Origin of the sequence: uncultured Acetatifactor sp. (genome assembly GCF_948601915.1) — a bacterium.
GTDB lineage: Bacteria > Bacillota > Clostridia > Lachnospirales > Lachnospiraceae > Acetatifactor.
On the sequence record NZ_CAPDXS010000030.1, the window covers coordinates 4,806 to 18,838 of the forward strand.

11 protein-coding genes are annotated in these 14,033 nt (G+C 58.1%); 7 read left to right on the top strand and 4 right to left on the bottom strand.

Annotated features, from left to right (window positions below; genetic code table 11):
- Nucleotides 1-664: 664 nt before the first annotated feature.
- The 5 genes from atpC (at nucleotide 665) to Q2B33_RS07155 (ending at nucleotide 5,956) form a co-directional block, all read left to right on the top strand.
- The gene (gene atpC / locus Q2B33_RS07135) at nucleotides 665-1,069 is read left to right on the top strand and encodes an ATP synthase F1 subunit epsilon (protein ID WP_300563687.1); all 405 of its coding nucleotides are present in this window, start codon (nucleotides 665-667) and stop codon (nucleotides 1,067-1,069) included.
- A gap of 88 nt (nucleotides 1,070-1,157) precedes the next feature.
- The gene (locus Q2B33_RS07140) at nucleotides 1,158-1,565 is read left to right on the top strand and encodes a hypothetical protein (RefSeq protein WP_300563685.1); all 408 of its coding nucleotides are present in this window, start codon (nucleotides 1,158-1,160) and stop codon (nucleotides 1,563-1,565) included.
- Nucleotides 1,566-1,619: 54 nt separating this feature from the next.
- Nucleotides 1,620-2,798, top strand: a complete 1,179-nt coding sequence (locus Q2B33_RS07145) for an SAM-dependent methyltransferase (RefSeq protein WP_300563684.1) — start codon at nucleotides 1,620-1,622, stop codon at nucleotides 2,796-2,798.
- Nucleotides 2,779-5,301, top strand: a complete 2,523-nt coding sequence (locus Q2B33_RS07150) for a hypothetical protein (protein ID WP_300563682.1) — start codon at nucleotides 2,779-2,781, stop codon at nucleotides 5,299-5,301. The genes Q2B33_RS07145 and Q2B33_RS07150 overlap by 20 nt, the downstream gene beginning before the upstream one ends.
- 127 nt (nucleotides 5,302-5,428) lie before the next feature.
- Complete coding sequence (locus Q2B33_RS07155) at nucleotides 5,429-5,956, top strand: hypothetical protein (RefSeq protein WP_300563680.1); 528 nt, start codon at nucleotides 5,429-5,431, stop codon at nucleotides 5,954-5,956.
- Nucleotides 5,957-6,081: 125 nt separating this feature from the next.
- Here the strand turns inward: Q2B33_RS07155 and Q2B33_RS07160 are convergent, their stop codons facing one another.
- The 4 genes from Q2B33_RS07160 to murC all read right to left on the bottom strand — a co-directional run bounded on the left by Q2B33_RS07160 (nucleotide 6,082) and on the right by murC (nucleotide 11,152).
- Nucleotides 6,082-7,272 carry a ribose-phosphate pyrophosphokinase gene (locus Q2B33_RS07160; protein WP_296461051.1) on the bottom strand — a complete coding sequence of 397 codons (1,191 nt, stop codon included), beginning with the start codon at nucleotides 7,270-7,272 and terminating at the stop codon, nucleotides 6,082-6,084.
- Between the two features lie 105 nt (nucleotides 7,273-7,377).
- Nucleotides 7,378-8,370 carry an ATP-binding protein gene (locus Q2B33_RS07165; protein ID WP_300563678.1) on the bottom strand — a complete coding sequence of 331 codons (993 nt, stop codon included), beginning with the start codon at nucleotides 8,368-8,370 and terminating at the stop codon, nucleotides 7,378-7,380.
- A 32-nt stretch (nucleotides 8,371-8,402) separates the two neighbouring features.
- Nucleotides 8,403-9,512 (bottom strand): DnaD domain protein, encoded by a 1,110-nt coding sequence (locus Q2B33_RS07170; RefSeq protein ID WP_300563676.1) that lies wholly within the window; start codon nucleotides 9,510-9,512, stop codon nucleotides 8,403-8,405.
- Between the two features lie 254 nt (nucleotides 9,513-9,766).
- The gene (murC, locus tag Q2B33_RS07175) at nucleotides 9,767-11,152 is read right to left on the bottom strand and encodes a UDP-N-acetylmuramate--L-alanine ligase (RefSeq protein WP_300563674.1); all 1,386 of its coding nucleotides are present in this window, start codon (nucleotides 11,150-11,152) and stop codon (nucleotides 9,767-9,769) included.
- A 469-nt stretch (nucleotides 11,153-11,621) separates the two neighbouring features.
- Between murC and Q2B33_RS07180 the strand changes: the two genes are divergently transcribed.
- The gene (locus Q2B33_RS07180) at nucleotides 11,622-12,896 is read left to right on the top strand and encodes a glucose-1-phosphate adenylyltransferase (RefSeq protein WP_300563671.1); all 1,275 of its coding nucleotides are present in this window, start codon (nucleotides 11,622-11,624) and stop codon (nucleotides 12,894-12,896) included.
- Nucleotides 12,893-14,014 (top strand): glucose-1-phosphate adenylyltransferase subunit GlgD, encoded by a 1,122-nt coding sequence (gene glgD / locus Q2B33_RS07185; protein ID WP_296460991.1) that lies wholly within the window; start codon nucleotides 12,893-12,895, stop codon nucleotides 14,012-14,014. Before Q2B33_RS07180 ends, glgD begins: the two co-directional genes overlap by 4 nt.
- Nucleotides 14,015-14,033: the final 19 nt, after the last annotated feature.

The window sequence follows — 14,033 nt, forward strand, 5'->3', positions numbered from 1 at the left end:
GACTGGAGTTCAGACGTGTGCTCTTCCGATCTAGGTTTCCGCTCTGCTGGGCCGTATGCCTTCCGCAGTGGGTTACCAGCCCACGCTGCAGACGGAGATGGGCGCCCTTCAGGAGAGGATCACTTCCACCAAGAACGGTTCCATCACTTCCGTACAGGCAGTCTATGTGCCTGCGGACGACTTGACCGACCCGGCGCCGGCCACCACTTTTGCCCATCTGGATGCGACCACCACATTGTCCCGTTCCATCGTGGAACTGGGCATCTATCCGGCAGTGGATCCTCTGGAGTCCACCTCCCGTATCCTGGATCCCAGAATTGTGGGCGACGAGCATTACCAGACCGCCCGGGGCGTGCAGGAGATACTCCAGCGCTACAAGGAGCTCCAGGACATCATCGCCATTTTGGGCATGGACGAATTGTCGGAGGAAGACAAGCTGGTAGTATCCCGCGCACGTAAGGTGCAGAGGTTCCTGTCCCAGCCTTTCTTCGTGGCAGGCCAGTTCACTGGCATGGAGGGCAAATACGTACCTATCAACGAGACGATCCGCAGCTTCCGGGAAATCCTGGAAGGCAAGCATGACGATATCCCGGAGAGCTATTTCCTGAACGCGGGCAGCATCGACGACGTGCTGGCAAGGGTATCATAAGGATGGAGGGCGACTATGGCAGAGAAGAGCGGCTTCCCTGTGCGCATCATCACGCCTGACAGGGTCTTCTATGAGAACCAGGCGGACATGGTGGAGTTCAACACCACAGAGGGAGAGATCGGCGTGCTGCCGGGGCATATTCCCATGACAGTGATCGTAAGGCCTGGCATCCTTTACATCCATGAGACGGAGGGGGAGAAGAAGGCGGCCCTGCATGCGGGGTTCGCGGAAATCCTTCCGGAGGGTGTGACGATTCTGGCCGAGACAATCGAATGGCCCGGCGAGATAGACGAAAACCGTGCGAAATCCGCTATGGAGCGGGCCGAGAGGCGCTTACAGGGCAAGGCTGCCAACACGGACCTTGCAAGGGCCGAGACGGCGCTGCAGCGGGCAGTCGCACGGATACAGGTATTAAAATAGGGATCGAAAGCGGGGCGGCAGAGGCATCCGCCTGTAACAGTTAGAGGAAACACGCATATGCTGTTAAAAAACCCAAAGAGGAGTGCGTATGGAATTTCATTCGAAACTGTTACAGCCGCTTCCGGAAGACAAAGTAAGGGGCTGGAACGGGCCCCTTCCTTTTTATATGACCTACCCTGATTACCGCGGCGCGGAGAACGAGGCCAGGCTGCTGCGGGATCTGGAATATCTGCAGCAGATGTACCCCGGAGACGTAAGGCGCTGCCAGAGAAGGATAGCAGAGATCCTGGACAGGACGGACTACGAGGGCAGCATGATCTACGACGAATACCCGGACAGATGCAGCCTGCAGGCGCTGGCGGGATCTATGTGCCGGATTCTGGAGAGCGAGGAGGGGAATCCGCCTGCAGAGGAAATGATACAGGTCCTGCTGTTCAACGAGATATACAAGCGCCGCCACGGAGGCCGCAGAGGGAGCTTCTCCACATGGTTCTAGGGAAGACGGCGGCATGGCAGAACGGCGGCCCCACTGATGGAAGAAAGGGTTTCCATGGATAAACTGAGAGAATTCTTCCGGCAGCTGCCGGATCAAAATATCATACAGATCACACTGAGCAATACAAGGGATGCGGAAAAGGCTTCCAAGGTGAAGCTGCGCCCGGTGCTCATCCGGGGAAGGATGTGCTTCCAGGAGACATTGTACCGCGGCGCGCAGGTGTTCCACAGGAACCTGGAGCGGGAGGAGCTGGAGGAACGCCTGACAGGATATATGGAGGGGCTGTTCAGGCAGGCGCAGATAAGCTGCGCCTACCTGGAAGCCAGCGTCCTGGTCAGCAGAAAGGGGGCAGTGTCCATCAAGTCCAAAAAGCGCAGGGACGCGGAACCCCCAAACCTTCCGGACATGTCCCACGACCGCTCCAAGCGCTACATCCTGCCCGAGGGGGAGCCGGTGGACTTCCTGGTGAGCCTGGGAGTGCAGACGCCCCAGGGGAAGGTGGTGAGGGCGAAATATGATAAGTTCCGGCAGATCAACCGTTATCTGGAGTTCATCGAGGATGTGCTGGAGAAGCTTCCCGCAGACCGCACCATCCGCATCGTGGATTTCGGCTGCGGGAAGTCCTATCTGACCTTCGGCATGTACTATTATCTGAACCGGCTCCAGGGCAGGGACATCCGGGTCACCGGGCTGGATCTGAAAGCGGATGTGATCGACCGCTGCGGTCAGTTGGCCAAAGAGCTGCATTACGATGGCCTGTGCTTCCGGCAGGGGGACATCAGCGACTATCAGGGCGGGGAGAAGGTGGACATGGTGGTCTCCCTCCACGCCTGCGACAAGGCCACGGACTATGCCCTGGAGAAGGCCGTAAAATGGGGAGCCGGCGTGATCCTGGCGGTGCCCTGCTGCCAGCATGAGCTGAACGGCCAGATCCGGTGCGGAGAGCTTGCGCCCATCCTGCGCTACGGCGTGATCAGGGAGCGCATGGCGGCATTGATCACGGACGCCCTGCGGGCCGACCTGCTGGAGGAGAAGGGGTATGACGTGCAGATCCTGGAGTTCATCGACATGGAGCACACGCCCAAGAACCTGATGATCCGGGCGGTGAAGTCCGATGCCATGCGCCCGGGCGGCTCCTGGGCGGAGAAATCCACGGCCCTTGCCCGCACCATGGAATTCCTGCATGTGGATCCTGCCCTGAAGGAGCTGTTATATGAAGAAGACCATCATTAAGCTTACGGTCTGCTGCCTTGTGTTCCTGGCGGCACTGACCATCGTGAACAAATTCATGAACAGAGGGCATGACAACCTGACTATGGAGATGTCCCCCGCCACCTTCCCGCTGGTCACCATGGTGATGCGGGGCACGGCATGCAACCAGCTCCACGGCTACGGGGAGCCGGTGGACATGGCCTTTCAGAGGGAGACCGTGACCGTGCTGGGGGAGGACAGGGATGCCGGCTTCCTGGTGGACACCTTCGGGGAGGCGGTCACGGGCATCGCCATGCAGGTGAGGAGCGCGGACGGATCCAGGCTGATCGAGGATACCGAGATTGCGGACTATGTGGAGACGGAGGGGCAGATCAGCGGGCGCATCGCCCTGAAGGACCTGATTGAACGGGATACCGAATATCTGCTGACGGTGCTGCTCACCCTGGAGGGGGACAGGCAGGTGTCCTATTACACCAGGGTCATATGGAGCGACAGCCTGCATGTGGAGGAGAAGACGGCCTTCTGCCTGGACTTCCATGAACGCCTGTACGATAAGGAGGCTGCCAGGGAGCTGACCAAGTACATGGAGTCCGATGCCAGGCTGGAGGACAACAGCTCTTACCACAGCGTGAACATCTACAGCAGCTTCCGACAGCTCACCTGGGGCGATCTGGAGGTGGAGGAGATCGGGGAGCCTGAGATCCGGCTGACGGAGATCGGGGAGCAGACGGCCTCTTTCCTCATGGACTACATGGTGGCCACCAGGGAGGAGGGGGAGAGCACCTATTACAGGATGCGGGAGCACTACCGGATTCGCTACACCGCGGACCGGATCTACCTGCTGGCCTACGAGCGTACCATGGACCAGATTCCGGACGCGGAGAAGCTGCGGGTGGAGGACCGCATCGTGCTGGGCATTACCGGGGAAGACGTGGACATGCGGGAGAGCGAAGACGGAAATGTAGTAGCGTTCGTGGCGGCCAACCGGCTCTTCTGCTACAACATCACCACCAACAAGCTCACCTTGGTCTTCAGCTTCTACGACGAGGAGAACGCGGACGCCCGCACCATGTACGACCAGCACGCCATCAAGATCCTGGATCTGGACGAGGGCGGCAACATGCAGTTCGCCGTCTACGGATACATGAACCGGGGAAGGCACGAGGGGGAGGTGGGCATACAGCTCTACACCTACAACAGCGGCCAGAACACGGTGGAGGAGCTGCTCTACATCCCCTACGACAGGCCTTATTCCGTGCTGCAGGTGCAGATGGAACGCCTGCTGTACCTGAACAGGGAGCAGAAGCTCTACCTCACGCTGGACGGCGGGGTATACGGGATAGACCTGGTGCGCAGGACATGCTCCAGGCAGATAGAGATCGCCCAGGACGAGGGGCTCCAGGTGTCGGAGAACCACAAGATCATGGTCTGGTCCTCCGGGGAGGACATCTACCACAGCAATGTGCTGAACATCCACAACCTGGGCACCGATGTACGGAAGAGCATCACAGTGCCCGAGGGGGAGGCCATCAGGCCCCTGGGCTTCATGGACGAGGACATCATATACGGCATAGCCCACGGGGCGGACGTGGTGGAGGAGCACTCCGGCAGGTTCCTCTTTCCCATGTATGCCATATGCATCTGCAATTCCGAGGGCGAGCTGCTGAAGGAATACAGGCAGACGGGGGTCTATGTCACCGGCTGCAATGTGGACGGCAACCAGATCGCCCTGGACCGGGTGATGCGCCTGGAATCCGGCACCTACCAGGAGATAGAGCAGGAGCATGTTATGAACAGCCTGGAGGAGGGGACGGGCAGGAACACATTGGCCGCCGCGGACACGGAGCGGTATAAGCGGCAGATGGAGATCCGGCTGCGCAAGTACCCGGAGGGCAAGTCAGCCATGGTGCTTACGCCCAAGGAGGTGGTGTACGAAGGCGGCAGACAGCTCCTGCTGCCGGAGGCCGGAGAGGCCCAGCGCTTCTATGTGTACGGGGCTTACGGTGCCTGCGGCATCTTCAGCTCTTCCGCCCGGGCCGTGGAGCTGGCCTACGACGCCGCGGGAGGGGTCATGGACGAGAGCGGGCGCAGGATCTGGCAGCGGGGGAACCGGGCCGCGAAGAACCAGATCATGGCAATCAAGGAGGCGGAGGCCACGCCGGAGAGAGGCGCGCTGGCCGTCTGCCTGGACACCATGCTGGGCTATGAGGGCGTGGTGCGGAACACCCAGTACCATCTGGACCGGGGGGAGACGATTCGGGACATCCTCCGGGAAAGCCTGCCGGACGCGGTCCTTCTGGACCTGGCGGGCTGCAGCCTGGACGCGGTGCTGTATTATGTGAACCAGGACATCCCCGTGTTGGCGTTGGTGGAGGACAGCGCAGTGCTGCTGGTGGGCTTCAATGAGATTGAGGTGGGCATCATGGATCCCGTCACGGGCACCATATACACCATGAAGAACAGCGAGGCATCGGCCTGGTTCGAGGAGAGCGGGAACCAGTTCATCACCTATCTGAGGGAATAGGCTGCCGCGGCAATAAGTCAGGCCTGTTTTACGGCTGGACGGATTGGGGAATCTGTGGTAGAATCTTCCTCAAAAGGTATGTCTTGTAAGGAAGGTAAAAAATCAGAACGGAACCGGAGGTAAGGACATGAAGGTAGAGAAGATACCGGCACTGATAGGCCTGGTGCTGATCATTCTGCTGGCCTTTCTGATCATATGGCAGGCGGGGATATTCGGCGTGTCGAAGGGTAGGCTGGAGCAGGATGCCAGGGACAAGCAGGGCGTGGAGAAGTCCTGGGAGATGGCCCAGGCCGTCAATGAGGACATGTGCGCCATGCTCTTCTATGACGAGGAGAAGGAGAACTACGCCTACTCCATCTATCTGACCAAAGAGGGCCTGTCATACGGCTACTTCTACAGGCAGGGCGGCACCGACGCCTACATGGAGGAGGGCGTGAAGGGCGTGGTGTTCGAAGACAAGGGCATCGCGCTGCTCTCCCTGAACGAGGACAAGGTGTGCAAAATCGTGGTGGACGACAGCGTGAAGCAGGAGACCATACAGGTGGACTCCGAGGAGCCCTTCGCCATCGTGCTCCCCATCGAGTGCGGGGCCATCACCATGTACGATGCCCAGGAAAACGTGGTGACGCTCTACGACACCTTCACCGGGGCCTGAAGAGATACAGACGGACAGAAGCCGCATTACACCAGAACCGCCGGGTCATTGCGATCCGGCGGTTCCAGTGTAATATAGGTGTAATAAATATAGGAGATAGCATAAGTAATGTGTGCCCGCAGGCATCAGGGGGAAAGCTCCCCGCTCTTGTACCGGGCCACGATGCTCGTAATCCTCTCATTGGGATTCAGCAGGTCGCTGATGGAGGAGTCGTGGTTCAGGGTATCGATGATGTAGGCGATATATTTGCTCATGTCGCAGTTGATATACCATTCCCTGCGCAACAGCTCCGGTGTCTGATAGATCAGGTTCGTAGTCAGCACCCGGTCGATGATTCCTTCTTCATAAGCCCGGTCGAATTTGTCCAGGCCGCTGGTGAACAGCCCGAAGGTGGAGAAGACGAATATCTTGTGCGCCCTGCGGTTCTTCAGCTCCGCAGCCACCTCCAGCACGCTGTCCCCGGAGGAGATCATGTCATCGATGATGATCATGTCCTTGCCCTCCACGCTGGTGCCCAGGAATTCGTGGGCGATGATGGGATTGCGTCCGTCGACTATCCTTGTGTAGTCGCGCCTCTTATAGAACATGCCCATATCCAGGCCCAGCACATTGGCACAGTAGATGGCCCGGGTCATGCCGCCCTCGTCGGGGCTTATGACCATCATGTGGTCAGCGTCTATCTGCAGGTCCCCCACATGGCCCAGCAGCCCCTTGATGAACTGATAGGCTGGCTGCACGGTCTCGAAGCCGTGCAGGGGGATGGCGTTCTGGACCCTGGGGTCATGGGCGTCGAAGGTGATGATATTGTCCACGCCCATCTGCACCAGCTCCTGCAGCGCCAGCGCGCAGTCCAGGGACTCCCTGTTGGAGCGCTTGTGCTGGCGGCTCTCGTACAGAAAGGGCATGATCACCGTGATGCGCCGGGCCTTGCCGCCCACGGCGGAGATGATCCGCTTCAGATCCTGATAGTGGTCATCGGGGGACATGTGGTTCTCCTGGCCGCCCAGGCGATAGGTCAGGGAATAGTTGCAGACATCCACCAGCAGGTAGAGGTCGAAGCCGCGGACGGATTCCAGGATCATCCCCTTAGCCTCCCCGGAGCCAAAACGGGGCACCCTTGACTGCAGCAGGTAGGAGTCCCGCTGATAGCCGGAAAAGGCCAGGGATTCCTTGTGCTCGCTCTCCCGCTCCCTCCGCCATCTCACCAGGTATTTGTCGATTCGCTCCGACAGGGGCCTACAGCCCTCCAGCGCGATGATTCCCAGAGAGCCGGCGGGAATGGTTTCCAAGTTTCTTTTTTCTTCGCGGTTGCCCATGATGTGTCCCTTTCTGTTCTTTTCCATGCAGATTCCTGCAATTTTGTCTGAAGCCGGAAGAAGTCTTCGATTGGTATCGGTAAAAGCGGTATCGGTAATTATCTATTATACAGCGGGGGCGTTGGACAGGCGCTTTTTCAGGATACGGATGTCCGGCCCCGTGAGCTTGCACAGCGTGAAGCCGCTGCTGATCCGGGAGAAGATCCGGTCGGAGTAACGGTCCCTGAGCTCCTCCAGGCTGATGTTGGTGGAGATCAGGGTGGACCTCCCGCGCAGATGGCGTTCGTTGAGGCAGGAGAACAGCGCAGAGGTCACGAAACTGTTGGTGATCTCCGTCCCCAGGTCGTCCACGATCAGCAGGTCGCAGCCGTAGAGGTCCTCGCAGAAATCCTGGAGGCTGTCCTTGAGCCGTCCGTCAAAGGTATACCTGGCCAGCGTGTCGAACAGGCTGGCGGCGCTGAAATAGAGGACGGAACAGCCCCGCTGGAGAAGCTCCCTGGCGATGCAGCCGGAGAGGAAGCTCTTGCCGGTGCCTACGGTGCCGTAGAAGAAAAGGTTCCGGCAGACCTCCCCGAACTCCCGTATGAATTTCCTGCTGATGCCCACTGCCGCCTCAAAGCGGCGCAGATCCTCCCCCTGATAATACTCATACGAGAGGACGGAAAAATTTTCACGTTCTATCAGCTCCTGTATATGGGACTGGGCATACAGGAGGGAAATCTCCTGCTGCCGGAAGCAATGGCATTTTGTCTTAAGCCCCTGATCCGAGGTGACGTAACCGGTATCCTGGCAGTCCGGACAGCGATAGACGGGCTCCAGATAATCCTCGGGGAAGCCGTGCTCCGCCAGAAGACATTTCCGCCTACAGGCAAGCTCCGCCAGTTCCTGGTGGAGACCGGACAGCGCGTCCTCATCCCCCTCCAGCATGCGCCTGGCCCGGGCTACGGACAGGGTGCTGACGGATTCCGAAAGGGGAAGGTACTCCGGGACGGCCTCGCAGACCTCCCGCAGCCTGGCCTCTGCCAGGATCCGGTTCTCATCCCTCGTGCGCTGGTATTCCTTTCGGATGGCTTCATATTGAGAATTGCTCAGTGCCATTGTGGCCTCCTGTTCCGGTGCCGCGGCCGCCCTTAGTTGCTGACCAGTTCCTGCTCCAGGGCGGCGAAATCATAATTGTTCTGTGTAAACTGATTGAAGCGGTTGCCCGACTGCTTCGGGGGATTGGAGGAGGCGCTTTTCCTGCGCTGCTGGTGCAGGTCATCAATCCCCTGTATATCTGCCTTATGGTGTACGTTCTGGCGCTTCCAGCTGCTCAGGATGCTCTCGGCATACTCGAAGCGGTGCTTGTCCGTGGCCAGCACGGTGCGCTCACAGGCCTCGATGATGATGTCCATGGTAAAGCCGTAATCCTTCAGCCAGCGGGTGATGAACTCCATCTCCTTGGCGGTGGGGGAATTGCTCTTGCCCAGGCCGTTCATGATGGTGTAGATATTCTTGTCGTAGCGGGTGGCCCTTTTCTGGGCCTGCTTCGGGGTGGTGATGCCGTCCTCCGCCCAGCTTACCGCTACTTTCTCTATGTATTTGAAATCCTTCTTGCCCCTGTCCACGCAGTATTGGAGCAGATAGTCGATCAGGTCGTCGGAAAAGCGCAGCACATCCGTGAAGTAGAGGATGGTCTTGATCTCCGAGGGCGTCAGCGGCTTTCCGATGTAGGATTCCGCGATGAACAGGAGCTGTGTGGTCTCCTGTCTGCCCTTGAACTCCCGGAGCTGGTCGGCGGTGTAGGACGGCTTCTCATATACCATTGCCGCCTGGGCGCTGTCCGGCTGGCTCTCTGCCTGGGGAAGCCCTGCTGGGACGGCATCCCTCCGGACATCCTCCACGGCAGGCATGACGGGCATGGGCACAAAGGAGGCCGGCATCTGCGCGCCCGCCCTGGCCCCGTCGGTCAGGTCATGGATATGGATGCCCACCAGGTTCTTGTCCCCGTCGTAGTCCAGGCTGAGGAGCTGCTGCTTCTCCCAGTACCGCAGGGCACGCAACACGTCCTTCTCCGTGTGGTTGAACCTGTCCGCGATGTCGGACACGCTGGTGGCCAGATGGGCGCTCATCATACGGAGCAGATAGAGATAGACCTTTAGCTGGGCATCATTGGCATCCTTCATATACTCATCGATGAAAAGATTGGACACCACTGTGGAATCCACATGGTTGTCCGGATAAATCGTCAAACGCGCCATTGCCTCTCCCCTGCCTCTCCATACAATCGTTCCATAATGCGCCGTACTGACGCAGTAGCAAAAGTATAGCATAGTGTCCGGAAAAAGAAAATAGTCAAATTGCCTGAATCCGTTTTGGGGTGCAGGCCCGGGGCCGGTTTGTGGAAATTGTGGAAACTGTGGACAACCCTCCGGAATCCAGGGATTCCACGGGACTGTCCCCCGGGCATATCCACAGCCCGGATTCCCGTCTTTTTTGTGGAAACTGTGGATAACTAGGAGCCAAGCAGGCTTTCGCCGATTTTTACCACATCCCCGGCACCCATGGTTATCAACAGATCGTCCTTTATGCAATTTTCCAGTAGGAAATTCTCTATCTCATCAAAGCTGGGGAAATAATGGCATACATGCCCCAGCGCCTGGATCTCCCGCTGCAGATCCTGGGAATGGACGCCCAGGGTATCCGTCTCCCTGGCCGCGTAGATGTCCGCCAGCACCACCTCGTCCGCAAGGCACAGGGATCGGGCGAATTCCTTCAGATAGGCCTTGGTGCGGGTGTAGGTGTGGGGCTGGAACACGCACCAGAGCTTCCGGTGGGGATAGTTGGCGGCGGCCTTCAGGGTGGCCTCGATCTCCGTGGGATGGTGGGCGTAGTCGTCTATGACGGTGACGCCGCCGATGGTCCCCTTGTGCTCGAAGCGCCTGTCGGTGCCCTTGTAGCCCTGCAGCGCCCCTGCCGCCAGGCTGCCGTCGATGTCCAGGCACTCCGCCACCGCCAGGGCCGCCAGGGCATTGTATACATTGTGCTCGCCGGGCACGCTTAAAGTCACGGGGCGCTTTGCGCCTCCCGGACAGTGCAGGATGAAGCGTGGGTTGCCGAAGCCGTCATAGCGGATGTCCGTGGCGAAATAGTCGTTCGGCTCGCCCGCTCCAAAGGTGACGACACGGCAGCGCAAGCCTTCCGTGATCTCCTCCAGCCGCTCGATGTCCCCATTGACGACGAGGCAGCCGTCCTGGGGCAGGAGCCCGGCGAACCGCCGGAAGGAATGGCGGATGTCCTCCAGGTCCTTGAAGAAGTCAAGGTGGTCCTCCCCGATGTTCAGGATGATGCCCACCTTCGGGAAGAAGTCCAGGAAGCTGTTGGTGTACTCGCAGGCCTCCGCCACAAAGTAGCCGGAGTGGCCGATGCGCATATTGCCGCCGATGTCCTTCAGGACGCCGCCGATGGACAGGGTGGGATCCAGGCCCGCGCCCAGCAGGATCTCGCCCACCATGGAGGTGGTAGTGGTCTTGCCGTGGGTGCCGCTGACGGCGATGGGGGTCTGGTAATGCTTCATGATCTGGCCCAGAAGCTGGCCCCTGGTAAGGCAGGGGAGGAGCCTGGCGTGGGCCTCCTTATATTCCGGATTGTCCGGGTGGATGGCGGCGGTGAAGACCACGCAGTCAATCCGCCCGGCCTCGGTCATATTTTCGGCCCTCTGTCCATAGAATACGGTAATCCCCTGTGCCTCCAGCATCTCGGTGGCGGCGCTGGGGGAGCGGTCGGAGCCGCAGACCTGGAAGCCCGCGTCCTGCAGCAGCAGCGCCATGCCGGACATGCTGATGCCGCCGATGCCCACGAAGTAGAGGGAAGAGGGATGGCTGAAATCAATTGTATACATAGGCTGTACTTCCTTGTTGGTTTTTCGTTACATTATTATTATAGCACCTGGCGCAAAGAAAAATCAACATGAAATCAAATTTCCGAAGACATCCGTAATGTCCTTTGAAATTGCATATATAAATTAGAAAAATTAGAAAATATGTACAAATATATAGCGCACTAAACTAAAAATATGTTAATTTTCAACACAAATAAGAATATAAAAAATAAATATTTTGACATTAAATATTCCATTTTGTCGGGGCGTATGATATAATGTTGGCACAGAAGGACATTGTGCCAACTTCTGATTCCATGTGCGCTACAGCGCACAGGAGGGTATAATATTGGCACAGAAGGACATTGTGCCAACTTCTGATTCCATGTGCGCCGCAGCGCACGAAAGGGTATAATATTGGCACAGAAGGACATTGTGCCAACTTCTGATTCCATACGCGCCGAAGCGCACGAAAACAGAGGTGACAACTATGGTGAAGAAAGAAATGATTGCCATGCTTCTGGCAGGCGGGCAGGGCAGTCGGCTGGGTGTGCTGACATCCAAGATGGCGAAGCCTGCCGTGGCGTTCGGAGGGAAATACCGGATCATCGATTTTCCGCTCTCCAACTGCATCAATTCCGGGGTGGATACCGTGGGGGTCCTGACCCAGTACCAGCCCCTGCGGCTGAATTCCCACATCGGGATCGGCATCCCCTGGGATCTGGACCGCAATATAGGCGGGGTCACGGTGCTGCCGCCCTATGAGAGGAGCTCCAACAGCGAATGGTACACGGGCACGGCCAATGCCATCTACCAGAACATGGAATACATGGAGCGCTACCATCCCGACTATGTATTGATCCTGTCCGGTGACCATATCTACAAGATGGACTACGAGCTGATGTTGGATTTCCATAAGGAGAACAACGCGGACGTGACCATCGCAGTCATGCCGGTGCCCAGGGAGGAGGCCAGCCGCTTCGGCATCATGATCGCCGATGAGAAGCGCAGAATCACCGATTTCGAGGAAAAGCCCAAGAACCCCAGGAGCAACCTGGCCAGCATGGGGATCTACATCTTCAACTGGAAGACCCTGAAGAGGGCGCTGATGGCCATGGCGGAGCAGCCCGCGCTGGACTTCGGCAAGCATGTGATCCCCTACTGCCACCAGAAGGGCGCGTTCCTCTACGCCTACGAGTTCAACGGCTACTGGAAGGACGTAGGCACCCTGCACTCCTACTGGGAGGCCAACATGGAGCTCATCGACATCGTGCCGGAATTCAACCTCTATGAGGAATACTGGAAGATATATACCAAAAGCGAGATTCAGCCCCCGCAGTACTTCTCGGAGGACAGCGTGGTGGAGACCAGCATCATCGGGGAGGGCACGGATATCTACGGGAAGGTGTACCATTCCGTCATAGGCTGCGGGGTCACCATAGGAAAAGGCACTGTGGTGCGGGATTCCATCATCATGAACCAGACCCAGATAGGGAACCATTGCGAGGTGAACAAGGCCATCGTGGACGAGGAGGTGCGGATTGGGGACCATGTGCGGCTGGGCGTGGGAGAGTCGGTGGAAAATGAGATCGCCCCTCATATCTACAATCACGACATCGTGACCATAGGGGAGCGCAGCGTCGTCCCCAACGGCATCACCGTGGGCAAGAACGCGGTCATCTTCGGCGTCACCACAGGCCTGGATTATGAGGGCTCCTGTCTGCCGGGCGGCAAAACTTTGATTAAGGCAGGTGAAGAGCAATGAGGGCGATCGGAATCATTTTAGCCGGAGGCAACAACCGCAGGATGCAGGAGCTGTCCTACAGGCGGGCCGTATGCGCCATGCCCATCGCGGGGAGCTACCGCAGCATCGACTTTACCCTGAGCAACATGTCCAACTCCCATATCCAGAAGGTGGCGGTGCTGACCCAGTACAATGCCAGCAGCCTGCACGAGCACTTAAGCTCCTCCAAGTGGTGGGACTTCGGGCGCAAGCAGGGGGGCCTGTATGTGTTCACCCCTGCGGTCACGGCCCAGAACAGCAACTGGTACAGGGGCACGGCGGACGCCATCTACCAGAACCTGGATTTCCTGCGGAGCAGCCATGAGCCCTATGTGCTGATAGCCTCCGGGGACGGCGTGTACAAGATGGATTTCAACAAGGTCATGGAATACCACATCGAGAGGAGGGCAGACATCACTGTAGTCTGTCGGGACATGGGGCCTAACGCGGATCTGGAGCGCTTCGGGACCATCCGTATGAACGAGGAGAGCCGCATCGAGGAGTTCGAGGAGAAGCCCCTGCACGCGAAATCCCGGGTCATCTCCTGCGGCATCTACATCCTCCGCAGGCGCCAGCTCATAGAGATGGTGGAGAAGTGCATCGAGGAGGACAGGTACGACATCGTCAGGGACATCCTGATCCGCTACAAGGACGTGAAGCGGATCTACGGCTACAAGATACGGGACTACTGGAGGAACATCGCCTCCGTGGAGGATTACTACGCCACCAACATGGACTTCTTAAAGCCCGAGGTGAGAGGCTATTTCTTCAAGCAGTACCCGGACGTCTACTCCAAGGTGGACGACCTGGCCCCGGCCAAGTACAATATGGGAGCCCGCGTGCGCAACAGCCTGATATCCAGCGGCTGCATCGTCAACGGCACTGTGGAGAGCTCCGTGGTGTTCAAGAAGAGTTATATAGGCAATAATTGCGTCATCAAGAATTCCATCATTCTGAATGATGTGTACATCGGCGACAACACTTACATAGAGAATTGCATCTTAGAAAGCCATAGCACCATTCGGGCAAATTCCCGCTATGTGGGGGAAGATGGGCAGATTCGCATTGTAGTAGAGAGAAACGAAAGATACACGATGTGACATAGGTGGCTTTTGATTC

Coding starts and splice junctions, on each gene's coding strand:
- atpC (WP_300563687.1), top strand. CDS start 665: ATGGCAGAGAAGAGCGGCTTCCCTGTGCGCATCATCACGCCTGACAGG.
- Q2B33_RS07140 (WP_300563685.1), top strand. CDS start 1,158: ATGGAATTTCATTCGAAACTGTTACAGCCGCTTCCGGAAGACAAAGTA.
- Q2B33_RS07145 (WP_300563684.1), top strand. CDS start 1,620: ATGGATAAACTGAGAGAATTCTTCCGGCAGCTGCCGGATCAAAATATC.
- Q2B33_RS07150 (WP_300563682.1), top strand. CDS start 2,779: ATGAAGAAGACCATCATTAAGCTTACGGTCTGCTGCCTTGTGTTCCTG.
- Q2B33_RS07155 (WP_300563680.1), top strand. CDS start 5,429: ATGAAGGTAGAGAAGATACCGGCACTGATAGGCCTGGTGCTGATCATT.
- Q2B33_RS07160 (WP_296461051.1), bottom strand. CDS start 7,272: ATGGGCAACCGCGAAGAAAAAAGAAACTTGGAAACCATTCCCGCCGGC.
- Q2B33_RS07165 (WP_300563678.1), bottom strand. CDS start 8,370: ATGGCACTGAGCAATTCTCAATATGAAGCCATCCGAAAGGAATACCAG.
- Q2B33_RS07170 (WP_300563676.1), bottom strand. CDS start 9,512: ATGGCGCGTTTGACGATTTATCCGGACAACCATGTGGATTCCACAGTG.
- murC (WP_300563674.1), bottom strand. CDS start 11,152: ATGTATACAATTGATTTCAGCCATCCCTCTTCCCTCTACTTCGTGGGC.
- Q2B33_RS07180 (WP_300563671.1), top strand. CDS start 11,622: ATGGTGAAGAAAGAAATGATTGCCATGCTTCTGGCAGGCGGGCAGGGC.
- glgD (WP_296460991.1), top strand. CDS start 12,893: ATGAGGGCGATCGGAATCATTTTAGCCGGAGGCAACAACCGCAGGATG.